Source organism: Pseudoalteromonas sp. P1-16-1b, assembly GCF_001401785.1.
Classification (GTDB): Bacteria; Pseudomonadota; Gammaproteobacteria; order Enterobacterales; family Alteromonadaceae; genus Pseudoalteromonas; species Pseudoalteromonas undina.
In genome coordinates this window covers 16,739-35,750 of the sequence record NZ_LKGQ01000024.1, presented here as the reverse complement: position 1 = coordinate 35,750, position 19,012 = coordinate 16,739, and the positions used below count along the sequence as shown (strand labels likewise).

The 19,012-nt window shown below is 39.3% G+C and carries 23 protein-coding genes; 7 read left to right on the top strand and 16 right to left on the bottom strand.

What is annotated here, in order from left to right; genetic code table 11:
• Positions 1-67: 67 nt before the first annotated feature.
• The 3 genes from AN392_RS15180 to folB are packed head-to-tail and all read right to left on the bottom strand — an operon-like array spanning position 68 to position 1,713.
• Entirely contained in the window at positions 68-868 is an 801-nt protein-coding gene (locus AN392_RS15180) for an undecaprenyl-diphosphate phosphatase (protein WP_055013176.1), read from the bottom strand.
• Positions 865-1,353, bottom strand: coding sequence for a 2-amino-4-hydroxy-6-hydroxymethyldihydropteridine diphosphokinase (gene folK / locus AN392_RS15175; protein ID WP_055013175.1), 489 nt, complete (start codon positions 1,351-1,353; stop codon positions 865-867). Before folK ends, AN392_RS15180 begins: the two co-directional genes overlap by 4 nt.
• Positions 1,354-1,713 carry a dihydroneopterin aldolase gene (gene folB / locus AN392_RS15170; protein WP_055013174.1) on the bottom strand — a complete coding sequence of 120 codons (360 nt, stop codon included), beginning with the start codon at positions 1,711-1,713 and terminating at the stop codon, positions 1,354-1,356. It lies immediately after the preceding gene.
• Positions 1,714-1,920: 207 nt separating this feature from the next.
• Here folB and plsY point away from each other — a divergent pair, with 207 nt between their 5' ends.
• A complete protein-coding gene (gene plsY, locus AN392_RS15165; RefSeq protein WP_010391012.1) occupies positions 1,921-2,526 on the top strand; it encodes a glycerol-3-phosphate 1-O-acyltransferase PlsY in 606 nt (201 codons plus the stop codon).
• A 23-nt stretch (positions 2,527-2,549) separates the two neighbouring features.
• Here plsY and tsaD read toward each other — a convergent pair whose 3' ends face one another.
• The 3 genes from tsaD to AN392_RS15150 are packed head-to-tail and all read right to left on the bottom strand — an operon-like array spanning position 2,550 to position 4,556.
• Complete coding sequence (gene tsaD, locus AN392_RS15160; protein ID WP_036979790.1) at positions 2,550-3,563, bottom strand: tRNA (adenosine(37)-N6)-threonylcarbamoyltransferase complex transferase subunit TsaD; 1,014 nt, start codon at positions 3,561-3,563, stop codon at positions 2,550-2,552.
• Between the two features lie 44 nt (positions 3,564-3,607).
• Positions 3,608-4,198: a YjaG family protein gene (locus tag AN392_RS15155; RefSeq protein WP_008115608.1), complete on the bottom strand. Its 591-nt coding sequence runs from the start codon at positions 4,196-4,198 to the stop codon at positions 3,608-3,610.
• Positions 4,182-4,556 (bottom strand): DUF2007 domain-containing protein, encoded by a 375-nt coding sequence (locus tag AN392_RS15150; RefSeq protein ID WP_372239236.1) that lies wholly within the window; start codon positions 4,554-4,556, stop codon positions 4,182-4,184. Before AN392_RS15150 ends, AN392_RS15155 begins: the two co-directional genes overlap by 17 nt.
• Positions 4,557-4,619: 63 nt before the next feature.
• On the opposite strand from AN392_RS15150, the gene AN392_RS15145 reads away from it, so the two are divergent.
• From AN392_RS15145 to AN392_RS15135, 3 genes are all read left to right on the top strand, one after another.
• Positions 4,620-5,069: a DUF2721 domain-containing protein gene (locus AN392_RS15145; RefSeq protein WP_054201982.1), complete on the top strand. Its 450-nt coding sequence runs from the start codon at positions 4,620-4,622 to the stop codon at positions 5,067-5,069.
• A gap of 242 nt (positions 5,070-5,311) precedes the next feature.
• The gene (locus AN392_RS15140) at positions 5,312-6,190 is read left to right on the top strand and encodes a LysR family transcriptional regulator (protein WP_010391006.1); all 879 of its coding nucleotides are present in this window, start codon (positions 5,312-5,314) and stop codon (positions 6,188-6,190) included.
• 94 nt (positions 6,191-6,284) lie between these two features.
• Positions 6,285-6,905: a 2OG-Fe(II) oxygenase gene (locus tag AN392_RS15135; protein WP_054201981.1), complete on the top strand. Its 621-nt coding sequence runs from the start codon at positions 6,285-6,287 to the stop codon at positions 6,903-6,905.
• Here the strand turns inward: AN392_RS15135 and ubiA are convergent.
• Together ubiA and AN392_RS15125 are read right to left on the bottom strand one after the other, a co-directional pair.
• Entirely contained in the window at positions 6,902-7,780 is an 879-nt protein-coding gene (ubiA, locus tag AN392_RS15130; protein ID WP_054201980.1) for a 4-hydroxybenzoate octaprenyltransferase, read from the bottom strand. The genes AN392_RS15135 and ubiA overlap by 4 nt on opposite strands.
• Positions 7,777-8,322: a chorismate lyase gene (locus AN392_RS15125; RefSeq protein WP_055013173.1), complete on the bottom strand. Its 546-nt coding sequence runs from the start codon at positions 8,320-8,322 to the stop codon at positions 7,777-7,779. The genes ubiA and AN392_RS15125 overlap by 4 nt, the downstream gene beginning before the upstream one ends.
• A 248-nt stretch (positions 8,323-8,570) precedes the next feature.
• Here AN392_RS15125 and AN392_RS15120 point away from each other — a divergent pair, with 248 nt between their 5' ends.
• Positions 8,571-8,969, top strand: a complete 399-nt coding sequence (locus tag AN392_RS15120) for a flagellar basal body-associated protein FliL (protein WP_008115596.1) — start codon at positions 8,571-8,573, stop codon at positions 8,967-8,969.
• On the opposite strand, the gene glpG is transcribed toward AN392_RS15120, so the two are convergent.
• From glpG to AN392_RS15090, 6 genes are all read right to left on the bottom strand, one after another.
• Complete coding sequence (gene glpG, locus AN392_RS15115) at positions 8,966-9,787, bottom strand: rhomboid family intramembrane serine protease GlpG (protein WP_055013172.1); 822 nt, start codon at positions 9,785-9,787, stop codon at positions 8,966-8,968. The genes AN392_RS15120 and glpG overlap by 4 nt on opposite strands.
• Positions 9,784-10,101 carry a thiosulfate sulfurtransferase GlpE gene (gene glpE / locus AN392_RS15110; RefSeq protein WP_010390998.1) on the bottom strand — a complete coding sequence of 106 codons (318 nt, stop codon included), beginning with the start codon at positions 10,099-10,101 and terminating at the stop codon, positions 9,784-9,786. Before glpE ends, glpG begins: the two co-directional genes overlap by 4 nt.
• A gap of 65 nt (positions 10,102-10,166) precedes the next feature.
• Complete coding sequence (gene tdh / locus AN392_RS15105; RefSeq protein WP_055013171.1) at positions 10,167-11,192, bottom strand: L-threonine 3-dehydrogenase; 1,026 nt, start codon at positions 11,190-11,192, stop codon at positions 10,167-10,169.
• 52 nt (positions 11,193-11,244) lie between these two features.
• Positions 11,245-12,441: a glycine C-acetyltransferase gene (locus AN392_RS15100; RefSeq protein ID WP_055013170.1), complete on the bottom strand. Its 1,197-nt coding sequence runs from the start codon at positions 12,439-12,441 to the stop codon at positions 11,245-11,247.
• A 163-nt stretch (positions 12,442-12,604) separates the two neighbouring features.
• Positions 12,605-13,174 carry a D-glycero-beta-D-manno-heptose 1,7-bisphosphate 7-phosphatase gene (gene gmhB, locus AN392_RS15095; RefSeq protein ID WP_055013169.1) on the bottom strand — a complete coding sequence of 190 codons (570 nt, stop codon included), beginning with the start codon at positions 13,172-13,174 and terminating at the stop codon, positions 12,605-12,607.
• Positions 13,171-14,232: a glycosyltransferase family 9 protein gene (locus tag AN392_RS15090; RefSeq protein WP_055013168.1), complete on the bottom strand. Its 1,062-nt coding sequence runs from the start codon at positions 14,230-14,232 to the stop codon at positions 13,171-13,173. The genes gmhB and AN392_RS15090 overlap by 4 nt, the downstream gene beginning before the upstream one ends.
• A 123-nt stretch (positions 14,233-14,355) precedes the next feature.
• Here AN392_RS15090 and AN392_RS15085 point away from each other — a divergent pair, with 123 nt between their 5' ends.
• The gene (locus AN392_RS15085; protein ID WP_055013167.1) at positions 14,356-15,078 is read left to right on the top strand and encodes a 3-deoxy-D-manno-octulosonic acid kinase; all 723 of its coding nucleotides are present in this window, start codon (positions 14,356-14,358) and stop codon (positions 15,076-15,078) included.
• Between the two features lie 3 nt (positions 15,079-15,081).
• Here the strand turns inward: AN392_RS15085 and AN392_RS15080 are convergent, their stop codons facing one another.
• Positions 15,082-16,167, bottom strand: a complete 1,086-nt coding sequence (locus AN392_RS15080; protein ID WP_010390986.1) for a glycosyltransferase — start codon at positions 16,165-16,167, stop codon at positions 15,082-15,084.
• Positions 16,164-17,237: a glycosyltransferase gene (locus AN392_RS15075; protein ID WP_010390984.1), complete on the bottom strand. Its 1,074-nt coding sequence runs from the start codon at positions 17,235-17,237 to the stop codon at positions 16,164-16,166. Before AN392_RS15075 ends, AN392_RS15080 begins: the two co-directional genes overlap by 4 nt.
• 189 nt (positions 17,238-17,426) lie before the next feature.
• Here AN392_RS15075 and AN392_RS15070 point away from each other — a divergent pair, with 189 nt between their 5' ends.
• Complete coding sequence (locus tag AN392_RS15070) at positions 17,427-18,974, top strand: capsule assembly Wzi family protein (protein WP_010390982.1); 1,548 nt, start codon at positions 17,427-17,429, stop codon at positions 18,972-18,974.
• Positions 18,975-19,012: the final 38 nt, after the last annotated feature.

Below are 19,012 nucleotides of genomic sequence, written 5' to 3'. Positions count from 1 at the left end.
TACCATTAACCCTTGGCGCAAATAAAAAAGCCTCCCAAAGTGGGAGGCTTTCCTGAAGATTAATAGCTTATAGCATTAAAAAGAATATTAAACCGACACCTAATAATAAACGATAAATAACAAATGGTAGCATTCCCATTCGCTCAATCACTTTTAAAAACATAAAAATACAAGCATAAGCTGATAAAAACGACAGCACTACACCTAACAATAATGCCGTCCAATCTACGATATGATCGCCAAGGGCAAGCTCTGCAGTATAATAAAGACCCATCATTGAAATGATTGGAATAGCTAATAAAAACGAAAAGCGCGCTGCACTTTGCTTGTTCATACCTAACATTAAACCCGCTGTCATGGTAATACCTGAACGTGAAGTGCCAGGGATCATTGCAACGGCTTGTGCAAAGCCAATAATGAGGGCCGTTTTCCAGTTTAACTGATAGATTGTTTTTATTTGCTTACCTTTGGCATCGGCGTACCAAAGCAATAGACCAAATACGATTGTTGTGGTCGCAATCACACATGCACTGCGTAAGTACAGTTCAACAAAATCTTTTAATAACAAGCCTAAAATAGCTGCTGGCACAGTACCTAAAATGATCCACCAACCTAGTTTGCTATCATCTGTTGTGCCCTGCACGCCAAACGATTTAAACCAAGCACCGAGTATATCGGCTACTTCTTTACGGAAATAAATAACAACCGCAATTAAAGTGCCTACGTGAACAGCAACATCGAACGCTAACCCTTGATCCTCCCAGCCTAAAATTTGTGATGGTAAAATTAAGTGTGCCGAACTCGATATAGGTAAAAACTCAGTAAATCCCTGAATTAGGGCTAAAACAATTATTTCTATAATACTCATGGGTTAGAAAACTCCACCTTCCATAGTTTTTGTTGAGGGTTGTTATATGCATTCCATATTTGGGCAATCGTTTGTTTTGCTACCGGATGATAAAAATCAGGGGCCACCTCAGCTAAAGGCTGCAAGACAAAGGCATTTTTAGTAATTTCGTCACGCGGTAATTGTGCTGGGCTCTCGCAAATTACATCATCATAAAAGAGTAAATCGAGATCCAGTGTACGTGGGCTAAACTTTTTATCATTTGCTTGGCGGCCATTGTCTCGTTCAATTTGTTTCAATAACGCGCACACATCAACCAGCGCCATATCAGTGGTGGCGGCAAGCACTGAGTTATAAAAGTTTTTACCGGCAAAACCCACAGCTTCACTTTCAAATACTGATGAGTGATGTGTGTTTTCAAAGTGCTGATTTAACGCCACTAGAGCACGCCGAATATGCTCAGCTTTATTGATGTTTGACCCTAGGCTAATAAATATCTGCGCCATTTAAGCCGTAGCCTTATTGCGGGTTATCTCTACACCCACAGTTTGCGCTTGTGGAACTGCAGCAGGCTTGCTAACTTTTATTGTTACTTGAGGAGTATTAAATTCGGTTAAGATAATTTGCGCTAATTGCTCCACCAGCGTTTCTAAAAGCTCGACTGGTTTAGCAGTGCTGTGCTCGATAACTCGCTCACTCACCTTAGCGTAATCTAATGCTAAGTTAATATCGTCGTTTTGTGCTGCGGGCTTAATGTCGCTTAGCATCTCAATATCAAAGTACAGGCTTTGTTTACTTTTCTTTTCAAAATCATACACCCCGATAATCGTTTCGACATGCAATTGTGATATAAATACCTTGTCCATTGATACTCCAAATGACTGTAACAAGTCACTGAGTTAATTACATATTGTATCAATCAAATTAATACTGTATATACTTTAATCAGTGTTTAAATATACTAAAATTACTTCTACAATAGAATAGTTACAAAATTGCGAGTAATTTAAGAAGCCCGTAAATTTTGACGCCAATAATAGCTTAAAAGTAATGATTAAAAAATAAGGAAGCGCGTGTTAGTCATTTTAATGTTTGTATTAGCCTATTTGCTCGGCTCGATTTCATCGGCCATTTTAGTGTCGCGGCTATTCAAACTTCCCGATCCACGCACAAATGGCTCCAATAACCCAGGAGCAACCAATGTCTACCGTTTAGGCGGCGCTCTCCCCGCATGCTTAGTTTTAATATTTGATATTTTAAAGGGCACTATCCCTGTTTGGGGCGCTTACTTTTTAAAACTTGAGCCGCTAGAGCTTGGTTTAATTGCGGTTGCAGCATGTTTAGGGCACATGTACCCATTGTTTTTTAGTTTTAAAGGGGGTAAAGCGGTCGCAACAGCATTTGGCTCGTTACTGCCGATAGGACTCTCTTTAGGTGGGTTATTGATTGGTACTTGGCTGATTATTGTCGCGATTACCCGCTACTCATCCCTTGCAGCGTTAGTAGCTGTAACGCTAGCACCTTTATATACATGGTGGATAAAGCCGTTATATACCTTACCGGTGACCTTTATTACGCTACTGATCATTATTAGGCATCGCACTAATATTGTGCGTTTATTTAAGGGTGAAGAGCCAAAAGTAGGGACTAAACAAGCCCCTACAAATGATAAGAAGTAATAACTAACCTAGGTTCTGGTTAACTATATTGCTTCTAGACTATCGATTGGCCAGCGCGGTTTAGTTTTCATATCAAGCGAAGCAAACTGCCCCGCTTTTAAACGCTGCATACCAGCATAAGCAATCATTGCGCCATTGTCGGTACAAAACTCAGTGCGTGGGTAATACACTTCGCCCTTCATACCTTGCATCACACGCTCTAGTTGCAAACGTAGTTGCGTATTAGCACTTACACCACCGGCTATTACTAAACGTTTAATACCCGTTTGTTTTAGTGCTCGCTTACACTTAATCACTAAAGTATCTATAACGGCTGTTTGAAATGCATGGGCAATATCTGCTTTAGTTTGCTCGTCACTATCATTTTCACGAATAGCAATCGAAGCGGCGGTTTTTAAGCCACTAAAGCTAAAATCAAGACCAGGCTTATCTGTCATCGGGCGCGGGAAAACAAATCGTTTGGCAACGCCTTGCTCAGCCATTTTAGCTAAACGAGGACCGCCAGGGTAATCAAGCCCAAGTAATTTAGCCGTTTTATCAAATGCTTCACCTGCAGCGTCATCTACCGACTCACCCAATACTTCGTATTGGCCAATGCCCGCAACCTTTACCATCATGGTATGACCGCCAGATACGAGTAAAGCAATAAATGGAAATTCGGGAACGTTTTCCTCAAGCATTGGCGCTAATAAATGCCCTTCCATGTGATGTACTGCCACCGCAGGAATATCCCAACCATACGCTAAAGAGCGACCAATTGAGGTACCTACTAACAAAGCCCCTACTAAACCAGGTCCTGCGGTGTAGGCAATACCGTCTAAATCTTCCGGTCCACAGCCAGCTTGCGCAAATGCCGCATCGATAAGCGGCAATGTTTTACGTACATGATCGCGAGATGCAAGCTCAGGTACCACACCACCGTAATCAGCATGTACTTTTACTTGGCTATATAATTGATGAGCCAGTAGCCCTTTTTCATCATCATAAATAGCAATACCAGTTTCATCGCATGATGATTCAATGCCTAAAATTCGCATTGTTAATTCTCCTGCCACCTAACAAGGTGTTTAAAACAAATAACTTAAAGTGCTAAACCAATGTTAGTTTGGCCATCAGCAAGGACATGCTTTTTCAATGCTTTTACATTTTCAGCAGTAATACGCCCCATAGCTTCTACAAAATCAATTAGTTCACCTAATACCTCTATTTCGTATTGCATTAGTGGGTGTTCACGCACTGCTTTATTATCAGCAACATCCCCTTCAACTGTCATTTGATACTCAATAAAGCGAGCCACAGTTGCCTGCGATATTTTACTCACATTAACAAATTCTTGCTCGTCTTGTGCTAAAAGGCCATGCATTAAGCTCAATAATGAGGTGGCAGCGTCAATGGCAGGGTAAGTGCCAAACATATCAAAATCAGCAAGTTCAGGTACATTAGGTTCAATTTTTTCGACTTGCTTTTCTAAATCAATCTTACTTTTAGGAAGCAGTATCTTTTCCCAACATACATTTAAAGCATTACGCAAAATAACCTCATCGCCAAAACCGGTAGCCTCACTAAATAGTCCATAATTAGGCAACATACGCTCTATTAACGCACTGGCCAATACCGCTTTTTGCAGGTAATTTAACTCTCTAATACGCTGAAAATTATTCGCTTTTGTCATTCTTTAAAGTCCCACATGACCAACAAAAATCAAATGTTGATCCATTATGCTCATTACAGTTAGGGCACACCCAATCTGGAGCGGATTGTTTTACTTGCTGATAGTTTACCAATATTTCGCGTGCATGGCGCTCTTTTATCGCATAAACCTGCACACTTACTTGTGTTTGCTCAAACGGGATCTCGCCCATTGCACCTTGCAGCATTTCACCTTTAATTTGACACTCAATTCCCGCATTCAGAATCAATCCTTTTATTATATTGGCCTCTAAACTATTTTCTGCGTTATAAAGCGTAACCCAATCAAATGATGTTATATTTGAATCGCTATTATTAATATTTTGCAATATCCACCTCATTTACTTTATGTGTACAATTTGCCTGCGTAACCTAAAGCAAATAATATGATTTAAGGACACATTATGACGCTAACTACTCCAGGTTTACTTTTTCCAGCAATCTCGTTGTTGTTACTCGCCTATACAAACCGATTTTTAGTGCTAGCGCAACTAATACGAGAACTGAATGCACGTGAAGGGGAATCTATTCGTCCTGTTGTGGTGGCGCAAATAACCAACCTTAGAAAGCGAATAAAATTAATAAGAACCATGCAAGTATACGGAGTGGCTGCTTTTTTATTATGTACGCTATCTATGTTCGCATTATTTATAGAATTTAATACCACGGGCATTATTTTATTTGGTGTCAGTTTAAGTTGCTTAAGCTTATCTTTGCTTACTTCATTATTTGAAATTCACATCTCTTGTGATGCCATAGAAATTGAATTGCAAAACATTGAAAATAAGCCTTTAAGTAACCGAGTAAGTAAAAATTTTATTGAGCCCAACCCTAAAAGCAAAAACAGTAATTAACAAACCGAGACTTTAAGAAGCTGTTATAAAATTGCATAAACTTGGTCAATAATAAAACCCTACAGTTATTTAACATTACCCAAAGGTATAACAACTTTTAGCAACTATTCTCTTTAAATACGATGAAAAGAAAGTTAATCTAAGGAGGTGGTTAAAAACATTATTTCAACTGATCTGTAGGGATATAAAGTCAGTCTTTAATCTGCAATTCCCCTAGCTTACCTATAAAAAAGGACTATATAGTGAGATTTGAACAATTAGAACAGTTTGTAGCGCTTGGCCTACTTCGTCATTTTAGGCAAGCTGCAGAACAAACCCAAATTAGCACATCTGCGTTAACTCGTAGTATTCAAACTCTTGAAACAGAGCTTGGCTACGAACTTGTTACCCGCTCTACTCGCTCGGTTAAATTAACTCAAGCAGGCGAACTTTTCCTCGACTTTGCAAAAAATACCCTCAATGAGCTAGAGCAAATAAAACATCGCGCTTTTCAGTCAATTAATGGCACTGAAGAGAAAAAATTGGTTATTGGTTACACCACAACAACCAGCAGCATAGTACCAATTACCTGCGGTGAATTTTTAAGCCAATACCCGCATATTAAAATCGAAATGCAGCTACAAAACAAAACTGAGCTTCATAGAAAGTTACTTCAGGGTGAAATTGACATTAGTGTATGCTCGCAAATAGTCAATAGCATTGGTAGCGACATACAATTACCTGATCAGCTTATTTTATTTTGTTCAAAACAACATCCTTTAGCAAATAAAAGCGATATTAGTAAAAAAGAACTCGAAAGTTATCCAATGTTCAGTTGTTTTTCACAGTCAAAACAAGTGCAATCAATGCTTAATGAAGTAATAGACTCATTAAATAAAGTATCAACTATTAAAGTGGGCAGTATTGATCAGGTAATGGCCGGACTTGAAAAGTCAGACCATTTTGCCATTGCCGGTATTGAACACACCAGTTCTGTGGCAGAAAACCACAATCTAATTCAGCTTAAGACTAATAACGATATTAGCCATGAGCAACTTATTGTGCAAACCAGCCAACAAATAGAAGCAGGTGAGCATGTTGACCACTTACTCTCGCTAATAAATAAAGTCTCAAAAGCATAACATTACACCATGCGCTTTGGTGAACGCGATAAATTTGTAGCTTTAAAGTTTTTTTACATTAAACTAACGCTCCCTACTATTATGACTAGCGTTAATGAACAACTTTACAGCTTCTGGAATTTATCTAGAGCAGATTGAAACGCATGGTTATGCCATTATTGAAAACGCCATTGATAGTGACCTAATCTTTGATTTAATGGCAGATTGCTACAGAATAAATCCACACTTTAGCCTTGCTGGTATTGGTCGATTAAATAACTTGCAAATTGATAATACAGTTCGTAAAGACAAAACCTATTGGTTTGATGGCAGTTCAAATGCACAACTTGGCTACCAGCAAGTAATGGAAGCAGTTCGTAATACGCTTAATCGAACTTTCTTTATGGGTTTGTTTGATTATGAATGTCACTATGCAAAATATACGCAAGGTGATTTTTATAAAAAACATGTAGATGCATTTAAAGGTCGTTCAAACCGTGTTTTTACTACCGTATTATATTTGAACTCTCCAGAGGAAGGTGGAGAGCTAGTTATTTACAAGCCTAAAAGTAAAGACATAGAAATAGTAATAAAACCCACGGCAGGCACTTTGGTATTATTTGAAAGCGAACGCTTTGTACATGAAGTACTTCCTGCTGTTGATAACCGCTATTCGATTGCTGGTTGGTTCAGAAAAAACGCGTCAATTAGTGGCATTATCGACCCACCCCGTTAAGCAAAAACGGGGTAAGAAAATAATAAACCAATAAAAATAGCCAGTCCTACGTAATGGTTATTTAAAAATGCTTTAAAACAATTATCTCGCTGGCGTAAATGAATCAAACGCTGTTGATACACAAGTAACATTGCTGCAATAGCTAATCCCAACCAAAAACTAAATCCTATTTGGTTCATCAACCCAATTAAAACCATCAACGCAAAAAAGCTAAAGTTAAGTATCGCTATAATATGGCGGTCATAACTGGCGAATAAAATAGCGGTTGATTTTACTCCTATTTTTAAATCATCGTCTCTATCAACCATGGCGTACATAGTGTCGTAAGCCACCGTCCAGCAAATATTGGCAATAAATAGCAACCAAGCTTGCACAGGCAATGAGTTTGTTGATGCCATAAATGCCATAGGAATTGCCCAACCAAAAGCAGCCCCTAATACAACCTGTGGAAGTTGCGTGTAACGTTTCATAAAGGGATAACAAAACGCTAATCCAAGCGCACCAAACGATAACAAAATAGTATTGGTATTAAGCAATAATACTAATATAAAAGCGATGACAACGAGTAATAAAAACAAACTAATTGCTTCGCCACTACTTACCGCTCCGGTCGCTAGCGGCCGCTGACAAGTACGCTTTACTGAGCCATCAATTTTTCTATCGGCAAAATCATTGATAACGCATCCTGCGCTTCGCATAACTATTACTCCAAGGGTAAACACAATGAAATTCGTTAAGCTAGGCAGACCATCATTCGCTATCCATAGTGCCCAATAAGTTGGCCAAAGTAGCAATAAAGTGCCTATGGGCTTATCAATTCGCATTAACTGGATGTAATAGGGAATATGATTAACAGACAAAGCGGCTAGTTTCATGAGTATAAGTAAGCTCCTGGTAAAAAAACCTCACAGACCAAAAATTGATAGTTATGTAAAGAAAATACGCTGCGTCTGCCCAGTAAAGAGCGATTCGGTAAATTAAGTTCGCTCACCAGTGATTGCAATGAGTGATTACCATCAAAGCGAGCAATTTCAATATCAGTACGCCTTAACGCAGGATCTTGAAAGATTACATCACCTAACGGGCGTTCTCCCATATTGTGCAGCTGATTGTTTGTATTATTGCTTGTTACTGGCAACCAACTTTGAGCATAAACAATCGGTTGTTCATCACACAACAGTAACACTTCACGGTTAAGTACTGTACTTACCTGCTTACTTAATAGCGTTTGCTGTGATTGAGAAAGGTCTACTTTTTGCTCACTCAACACTTTTACAGCAAAACGCTGAGACTGACTTTTTAATTTAGCCGTTAAAGAATGCGGTTCAAATAACCACTCTTTCTCAGCGTTAGATAAGCCAGTTACTTGAGTGGTACTCTGCCAATCAGCAGATAAAGAAAGAGGAAAAGTAATCACAATAACTCTACTTGAAAAAAATCAAAGAGATCATAACATTGCCAACGAATTTGAAAAAGCGCGATTTACTCAATACCAAGCACATCCTGTGTCATAAAAAGCTAATCAGCATTTGACTCTCGCTATTGCCTATCCCAAACTTGAATCCAGAGTACTTTTACAAACACAACAAATAACAGCATCTTGCTGTATCTTATTTACTAATAAGTATAAACTATTTGTAACCAGTTTACGGAAACGCTTTTGAAATGAAAAAAACAGTATTTACAGGCCTTTTTATTCTTTTAGTCAGCCTAACTAGCTTATCAGCACGTGCTGAGTCTACTGTGGGTTATTTTGGGTTTGAGCCAGACATTATTACCAATTACATTGGTCCATCAAGTAAAAAAATGGGTTACGTTCGCGTCACGGTAGATTTAATGCTAAACAAAACATCCGATATTGCCATTGTAGAACACCACACTCCGCTGTTACGTGATGCGCTAGTAGAGATATTATCAAAAGAGCCTGAAAACAAAATAAAGTCTTTAACAGGGCGTGAGCAAATTCGCCTTAAAAGCGCAGAAAAACTAAAAAGCTTACTTAAGGAAGAAACAGGCCAAGAAATAATCCGAGACCTGTTATTTACTAAATATTTATATCATTAGGCGCTTTTTGTTTTAAAAAGCTGAGCGGTATAGGCAAAAGCCATACCGCTAACAAGCCCACCTAAGTGTGCCCAATTAGCCATTCCAACAAATAATACATCTGCAAAACCAAGTACTAACCATACCAGCATAAAACCAACAATTGCGGTTGTAACCAGTGCAGGCTGTTTAGGGTTAAGCGCGCTGTAAATCCAACAAAAGCCTAACAACCCATATACAACACCGCTAAGCCCACCAAAGTTAGGACCGACCATTAAGTACTGTGCCCAATTACTTATTAAAGCGGTAACTAAAAACAGCCCGATTAAACTCGACTTACCACATTGCTTTTCAATGTTGTCACCCAGTGATACCCACCAAATTAAGTTAAACACAATATGCATAGCGCTAAAATGCACAACAGCGGGTGTTAACCAGGTAAGTGGTGACGCAGGATTGAACTGCAACGCCATATAAATAGGCTCAAACGCACCAAATAAAAAGGCAATATAAACAACAATGCTGAGAATACTAACACCTTGATTAAGCCAGCTTAAGGCTTTAAAACGAGCGACTAAATTAAGTGACTGCCCTTGATACTTTAACGGTGACTGCGTAGTACCTACTTGCCATGATGCTTGTTGGTAACGCTCATGATTAGGGTTTTTAGCAAATTCGTTCCATAAAGGCTGCACTGCATGAAAGTCTTCAGGTGCCACACTAATAACAAGCGTATGGCCATCCTCAGTACGAATTTGCCCTGAAAGCCCTTGGCTTTTTAGGTAATCTATAAAGCCCTGTGCAGCGCGGGGATTAGTTAGGCTACCAAGCTCTATCATCGTGCTACTTTATCCTTGTAAGCGGCTTCCCACGCAGTAAAACCACCATCCATGCTGTAAACATCTTCAAAGCCTTGCTCTACTAAGTAGCTGGCAGCACCTTGTGAGCTCATGCCGTGATAACAAACAATAATAATCGGCTGGTCAAACTCTTTTTCCATCATAAATTGGGCGATATTTGCATTTGAAAGCGCTTCAGAGCCAGGAATGTGCCCTGTCTGATACGAATTAGGATCGCGAATATCAGCAATCACCACATCTTCTTTGTCTAGTAGTTCGAGGGTTTGTGCGATTGATATATGTTTAAATGCCATAGTGCTCTCTTATAATTACAAAAAAGGCGACAAATGCCGCCTTTAATTCTCTTAACAGGGGATTATTAATCCCAGTTAAGAATTACTTTACCCGATTGGCCTGAAATCATCATATCAAAGCCAGCTTGGAAGTCATCAATTGAATACTGATGAGTAATAATTGGTTTTAAATCAAGTCCTGATTGAATCAAGCTGGCCATTTTGTACCAAGTTTCAAACATCTCACGACCGTAAATACCTTTGATCACTAAGCCTTTAAAGATAACTTGATTCCAATCGACCGCCATATCTGAAGGTGGAATACCTAACATGGCAATTTTGCCGCCATGATTCATGTTATTTAGCATGGCATTAAATGCACTCGGAACACCTGACATCTCTAAGCCAATGTCAAAGCCTTCGGTCATACCTAGATCTTTAGCTACATCTTCAAGCTTTTCATTTGCAACGTTTACAGCACGCGTTGCGCCCATTTTACGCGCTAAGTCTAGGCGGTATTCATTTACGTCGGTGATAACCACATGACGTGCACCTACATGTTTAGCTACAGCTGCAGCCATAATACCAATAGGGCCTGCACCAGTGATTAATACATCTTCACCCACTAAATCAAACGATAAAGCGGTATGTACTGCATTACCAAACGGGTCAAAAATAGAGGCCAGTTCATCGCTAATATTATCTGGGATTTTAAACGCATTAAATGCTGGGATCACTAGGTACTCAGCAAATGCACCTTCGCGGTTAACGCCCACACCGGTTGTATTTCGGCATAAATGAACACGACCAGCACGGCAGTTACGACAATGACCACAGGTTATATGACCTTCACCTGATACACGGTCGCCAACATTGAAACCGCGCACTTCTTGGCCCATGTCAATTACTTCACCCACGTATTCGTGGCCAACCACCATAGGCGTAGGAATGGTATTTTGTGCCCACTCATCCCACTTATAAATATGAACATCGGTGCCACAAATAGCCGTTTTACGAATCTTAATTAACAGATCGTTATGACCTACTTCAGGCTTTGGCGCATCTGTCATCCAAATGCCTGGCTCTGCTTTTAACTTTGATAATGCTTTCATAATCCACACTCAATTAAAAAATCGCGACTTTAGCCGCGATTTAACAAGAAAATTAAATAACACCAATCTCTTTACCAATACGGGTAAATGCTGCAATGGCTGTATCAAGCTGCTCCTTGCTGTGCGCTGCAGAAATTTGGGTACGAATACGCGCCTGACCTTTTGGTACAACAGGGAATGAAAAGCCAGTTACATAAATCCCTTCAGCCAATAGTTTATCAGCCATAAGTGACGCCACTTTTGCATCCCCTAGCATCACTGGAATAATCGCATGATCTTTACCTGCACAGGTAAAACCTGCCGTTTCCATCTGCTCACGGAAGTATTTAGCGTTTGACCATAGCTTAGCGCGAAGCTCACCGCCATTTTCAAGCATTTCTAACACTTTGATTGACGCTGTTACGATTGAAGGCGCTAATGAATTTGAGAATAAGTATGGACGTGAACGCTGACGAAGCCACTCAACAATTTCTTTTTTGCCTGAAGTATAACCACCAGAAGCTCCACCAAGCGCTTTGCCTAAGGTGCCAGTAATAATATCGACACGGTCGAGTACATTACAGTACTCAGGCGTACCTTTACCGTTTTCGCCAACAAAACCAACGGCATGTGAGTCATCAACCATAACAAGCGCGTCATATTTGTCGGCTAAATCACACACTGCTTCTAAATTACAAATGACGCCATCCATTGAGAACACGCCATCAGTAGCAATTAGTTTAGTTTTAGCACCGGCTTCATCGGCTGCAATTAATTGCTTTTCTAAATCAGCCATATCGTTATTTGCATAACGGAAACGTTTTGCTTTACATAAACGCACGCCATCAATAATAGATGCATGGTTTAATGAATCAGAAATAATCGCATCGTCTGCACCTAAAATAGTTTCAAACAAGCCTGTATTCGCATCAAAGCATGATGAGTACAAAATGGTGTCTTCAGTTTCTAAAAATTGACTGATTTTTTTCTCAAGCGTTTTATGAATATCTTGGGTACCACAAATAAAACGCACTGAGGCAACACCAAAGCCATGGTCATCTAAGCCTTGTTGGGCAGCTGCAATTAGTTCTGAGCTGTTAGCTAAACCTAAGTAGTTGTTAGCACAAAAATTAATAACTTTATCGCCTGATGCCACTTCAATTTGAGCTTGCTGCTGTGAAGTGATAACACGTTCATTTTTGTACAAACCTTCAGCTTTAACGTCTTCAATTTGCTGTTGTAATTGGCTAAAAAAAGCAGATGCTCTCATCTGTGATCTCCATTTGGTTGAACGGGTTAAACAGCAGACGCGTTGCTGCTATTTATAATGGGGGTATTGTAAAAGTTTAAGCGCCAAATTGCACTGTTTGTCATTCGTCGCAAATTAGCTAATTGGCAGGAAAAGCTGCCAGTTTACAGGCATGAGATATATATTAAATGAGATCAGCAAGCAAAACAGGAAGTTCCTTGATTGAGTCACAAACATAGTCTGCAGATTTTGCGGCTTGCTCGTCAAACGTTTGCCCCGAACGAACTAGCACTTTAGTGCGTATGTTGGCACTAATAGCAGCTTGCATATCACCTAATTTATCCCCTACCATGACACTCAGTGTAGGGTCTATATGATGATCTTTTATTCCTTGCAGCAACATCCCGGGGGCTGGTTTTCTGCAATCGCAATCTGTTAAATACGCTGGCAATGCATTTTTAGGATGATGTGGACAAAAATAAACATCAGTAATCTCAATTTGATGATGAGTAAACTGCGCTTTCATCCATGTGTTAAGGGCAAAAAAATCGGCTTCTGAGTAATAACCTCGACCAATACCTGATTGGTTAGTTACAACAATTATTTTATAGCCCGCGTCATAAAATGCTTTACACGTTGAAAACACACCCTCTATAAATTCAAACTCTTCGCTTTTAAATACATAGCCATGGTCAACATTTACTACACCATCACGGTCTAAAAAAAGCGCCTTATTTATGTGTTTATCATTCATAATAACGACTCTTTTTTAATAACATGGTCAAACATTTCTTTTACTGCATCCGTGGTTATTTGACTCATTAAATCATCGCCTTTAACCCGAGTACCCCAAGGTAATTGCTCGGCGGTTTTACCTGTGTGCTTTAATAAGTTTTGGTGATAAACCTCAACCACGTAATCTTGGTATAAATAAGGCCCCGTTCGCGCTGGGTTTGAATGCGCATATAAGCCAATAACAGGCGTGCCCACAGTCACCGCCATATGAGCTGGGCCTGTATCGGGCGCAAGTACTAAGTCTGCACGCTTAAGTACGCACAATAATTCTTTGAGTTTTGTTTTACCCACCAAGTTCAGAATGGGTGAATCACTGTGTTTAATGATGTTATTTGCTAAATTAATTTCCAGTTCCGTCGGTCCACCAGTTAATACTATTTTAAACCCCTGTGTATGTGCATAATCCGCAAGCGCGGCATAGCGTTCGGCTAACCAGTTACGCTGTGCTTTACTTGCTGCTGGCGAAATAACGAATAGCTTATGTGATAAATAATCGTCACCTAACAGCTCATCAGCTTTAGCTTGATCTTTGTCGGTGTAGGGCATATTCCAAACAGGGACATAATCATCAACACCAATCGTTTGAGCAAAGCCTTTAAATCCCTCTAAAACATGCGCCTGAGATTGGGCTTTAATGCGTTTATTAATAAATAAACTATGCAGCTCTTTTGAACGAGCCCAGTCAAAACCAATTTTAACTTTGGCAGGAATACAGCGAGCGACAAAACCAGCTCTTAAAGCCACTTGCATATTAAGCAGTACGTCAAAACACTGCCCTTGGAAGGTTTGCTTTAACTGTTTCAGTGCCGCTTTACCTTGTTTTTTATCAAATACAACAAGCTCAACGCCAGGCAAATCTGCTAACAGCATCGCCTCGACTTTCCCTATCACCCATGTAATTTTAGCATTTGGATGCGCTTTTTGAATTGCTTGTACCGCACTCACTGCATGGCATACATCACCAATAGCAGAAAGACGTAAAATACAAATTGAAGTGTAAGTAGGCGCTGAAGTCACACGTTTCCTTGGGAGTAAAATAATAAAACCCGATCTTAAATTATAATCGCGTCATTGCAAGTACTTATCCTTAGCCTGAAAACACGTTAATATATGCACATATTAAAGCGAATCCTATGAGCTATGTTTAATCAACACATCAAAAATAACCATGTCATTTTAAGCCACCCTCAATATAGCACCGAAATAGAGTTAGATTGGTTTGACCCCGATTTCTGGCAACAACAGCAAAAAATTGTCGGGGCTAAAAAAGGGCGTGCAACTGCTTGGTTTTTTAAACACGCAGATTTAACGGCTGTGTTACGCCATTATTGGCGTGGCGGCTTCATAGGCAAGCTACTTAGTGACCAATATTTATATTGGGGACTTGAGCATACCCGCGTTTATCAAGAATTTAGCTTAATGACGCAATTAATAGAGTTAGGTTTAAATGTACCAAAGCCCATTGCAGCTAAAGTGAGCCGACATGGCTTCATTTACCGAGGTGATATTATTACTGAAGCAATCAGCGGCGCTAAAAGTATATTAGATATACTGATTGAGCGCACATTGAGTGAAGCTGAGATAAAAAAAATAGCACAAACTGTTGCCCAATTTCATAATAAAGGGGTGTATCACGCTGATTTAAATATTAATAATATTTTATTTGATGACTCTGGCGACGTTTACATTATCGACTTTGACCGTGGCGAAATAAAAGTGCCCAATAAAAAATGGCAACAAAGCAACATGTCTCGCCTACAGCGCTCCTTTTTAAAAGAGCAAAGCCGCAACAGCCACTTTCATTGGCAGCAAAACGATTGGCAAACATTACATAATGACTATAACCAAGAGCTCGAATGCTAATATTCAGCGCGCCATTGCTAAATATTGGTCTGCTACAGCATCTGCAGAGACCTTTTTCAAAATAGTGGCCTTTTTCATATCGGGGCTATCAATTAAAACGTCTTCAATGGCCTTTGCTAATAAGTCACTTTGCTCTGTTGGTACCAGATATTTGCTTAATTCTTCGGTTAATATTTCATTGGGACCAAAATTACAATTAGTACTTACCACGGGTGTACCTATGGCTATAGCTTCAATTAATACGGTTGGTAGCCCTTCAAAGTCAGAACTTAATACAAGAGCTTTAGCCTGCTTAATCCAGTTATAAGGATTTTGTTCGAATCCAGGAACAATAAGTTGATTTTCGATTCCGTATTGTTTGGCTAACTTAAATGCTTTCTCTTTCTTATTACACAATAATACTAATTTATATTTTTTATCTAATTTAGCAAATGCAGCAAACAGAACATCATGACGTTTTTGTTTAGCAAATCGTCCAACATGAATAAGATAAGGAGAGGTCGGTATGTTGATATTTACCTCATTTGCTTGCTCATTCATAATTTTAAAATTAAAAGGATTGTAAATAGTTGTCATTGCGCTGGGGGTAATTAAAGGGCTCTGGCGTATTTCCTCTTCAACACCTTTTGAAACACAGATCAAAGACTTCCCATTTAAATTTTGTTTGCTTCTTTTAAGATATAAATAAGAAAATGGACCTAATTTTTTTTGCCTAGCAAGTTCAGCATTAACTGAGTTATGAACAACAAAATGGATATTTTCTATTTTACTTTTTGCTAATAAGTTATTACTACGATCTAAATTAGAAAGTACTAAATCAATAGAACCAAGTTGAAGTAACTTTTGCTCAAACCATGTCTCTAATACTTTAACATTCTTTTTTATCTGCCAAAATCGATCAACTTTTGTTGCTCGACCTGAAAATAAACTTTCAACAGATAAGGTGTTTGGAATGTCATATTCAATATTTTGCGCCAATGACAAAATAGTCACATTGTGGGCTTTTGATACCATTTCCTGCGCCAAAGTAAGCATTACTTTTTCAGCGCCACCACCAACGAGGGAGTCAATTACAATAACAATATTCATAGCTTATTTCCTATTAACAACGCTTTTACTCCTTTCGTTATGACATCAAAGCTATGCACACTTTCTAACGACTTGTATTGGCCAACCGTATTATTATAATTTGGTTCCAAGAGTAGCTCTTTTATTTTTTGGGTAATATCTAAAATATCAAGCTCAGCCTCTTTAACAACACCGGTACTCGCACAACGAACAACTCGCTCATTTTGATCTTTTGAAATAGCACATGCTATCGTTGGCGTTTGTAAAGCAATGGCTTGAAGTAAAGTATCGCCCGCGCTTAATAATGCCACCTTAGCCTGACTTAGTAAGGCTAAAAATTCAGTCCCCTCTTGGCTTGGCAAACAAATTAACTCATCGCTTTTAGGTAACGACTTAGTGTAATTAGGACCAAACACCACAACCCCTTTTAAACCTGTTTCTTTCGCAATATTCAGTCCTGCTTTATAGTAGATATCAGCACAGTTTTGTCCATTAAGAGTGTGCCCACCAGAGCCTGCGTTAACAATAAAGAACTCTTTCTCTTTCAATTGATAACGGGTTAGTGCATCGGATTTTTGTTGCGCTGATGCAAACACTGTAAATGGCCCAACATTAGCAGGATAGGCCAGAGACAACATGCTCAATTTTAGCTTTTCATACCACGAAAGAGGTTCAATACAGTAATCAGGCTGAACCACCCAATGAGTATCAATAAGGCCCGCTCTATTAAGCTTTAAACCTTTTGCTCGCTTTTTTGCATGCTGTGAAATAAAAACAACTTTAGCACCCACTTTTTTTGCAGCTTTCATTTGCTCAGCGCGTCCTGCACAATCAAATAGCACCGCATCTGGTTTGTATTGCTTAATAAACTGACATACGTGCGTATTTTCTTTTGTTGCCGATTGATTTAACAATAAGGTAGGGAATGGGCAGTTTTTAGCATAAGCCGTATGTTTATTTAAAATAAAATGAATATCTAACTGCTTGCCATACTCAGCCTTTAAGGTTTGAGCTAGCTGTAACGAGCGCATATATTCACCAATACCTTCTGGCGATGACACGGGAATAAATAAAAGTCGTTTGTTGCTCATTACTATCTCTATTTTTTCTTTGCTGCGAGTATATCAACGCCATCTTTTTAGCGATAGAGCCGCGGTGTTTTAATCTAATATATAGTAATATTTTTTTCTAATATCTCTTTAATGAGTTGATTTAATTACTGCAATAAAGGACGTAGATTGCTAAACTTGTTAGCAATTTCAATCATAAGGATCTGAGCTTTGCGAAACAAATTTTTTATACTTTCTTCGCTTTTTTGTGCCGTAACTACAACCGTAAATGCTGAACCTTGGGTAAAGCCTGATGATTATGCTCTTAGAGCAGATATACAACAGCTTGCCGATGCAGGTATAATTTTAGCGCCAGTAACAACGTACCCATTAATGTGGAAAAGCTTTATTAATGATGTAAACAATACTTCGTTAGAACAGTTATCTCCTCGCCTGCAGGATGCGTTATTACGTGTAAAACATCGTTATAAGTCAGAAAATAGCGGTTCGCATAGTGTACAGCTTTCGGCATTTGCCAGCTCAGATCCTCTAGTAGCCACTAGCTTTGGTGCCACCAATAGCCAAGAATCAGAGTTAACTGCTGCCTACGCTTATTTAGGACATAACTTTGCAGCTAAAATAGCGATTAATCATCGTAGTGATGGCAAAAACTGCTTAGTCGACGGTAAAACAACTGATGATATAGCTCAAAACGAGCAAGCACTAAAAGACTGCAATGATACCTCTCTAGATGACAGCTATTTAGCGTATCGTATGGGTAATTGGATTGTAAGAGCAGGTGCCGTTGAGCAATTTTGGGGGCCGGGTGTTGATAACAGCTTAATTATGTCTGGTAATGCAAAACCTTTACCTGCCATTAGTATTTCTCGTGAGCAAAGTAGTGCCTTTGAAACACCTTGGTTAAGTTGGATAGGTCAGTGGGGGTTTACTGCACAAATGGCTAAGCTGGAATCAACCCGCGTTATTCCTGATGCGTTATTGTGGAGCACTCGGGTTAACTTTCGCCCCGTTCAACAATTAGAAATAGCACTGAGCTGGTCAGCACAATGGGCTGGTAAGGGACAACCAAGCTCGGCTGGTGACTTTATTGATATGATTACCGGTGATACAAAATGTGTTGATGGCACTACTAATTGTGATAGCCAGTTAGAATCAAAAATAGGTAATCAATTAGCAGGTATTGATATTCGTTGGTCAGACACATTATTTAACCAACCTTATGCCGTTTATGCCAGCACGATTGGTGAAGATGCGAGCTCACAGTTTAAACCAGCTGATAGAGCGTACTTATTTGGCTTACAAACAACACATCGCGTTTACGAGCAGAATTTACTAGTCAACTTAGAATATATTGATACAGGTGTGTCTTGCTCTGCGGGGTCAACGACCGAAAACTGCTATTATGAGCACACTGATTACCAATCAGGGTATCGTTACCATGGTCGCCCTATCGGCTCTACCTATGATAATGATGCGCAATCGCTAGTGTTAACCGTACTTGGGCAACTCTCAAGCGGAACTGACTGGCAAGTAAAATTACGTGATGTAGACTACAACAGCGACAACCGTGATAGATACCCAAATAACCCAGACTTAGGTAACTCGATTACCAAAACAGCATTTAGCTCTAAACAGCTTGAAGTACGTTACAGAATGCTTGCCATGGGGGGGCGCTTAACCCTTGGCGGACTTGCCTCTAATAACGATGGAGCAGAAAACGATACGTCTGCATTTGCAAAGTTCGAATATAACTTTTAGTTTTGCAAGCATTAAAAAAGGGGATAAACCAAAGTTTA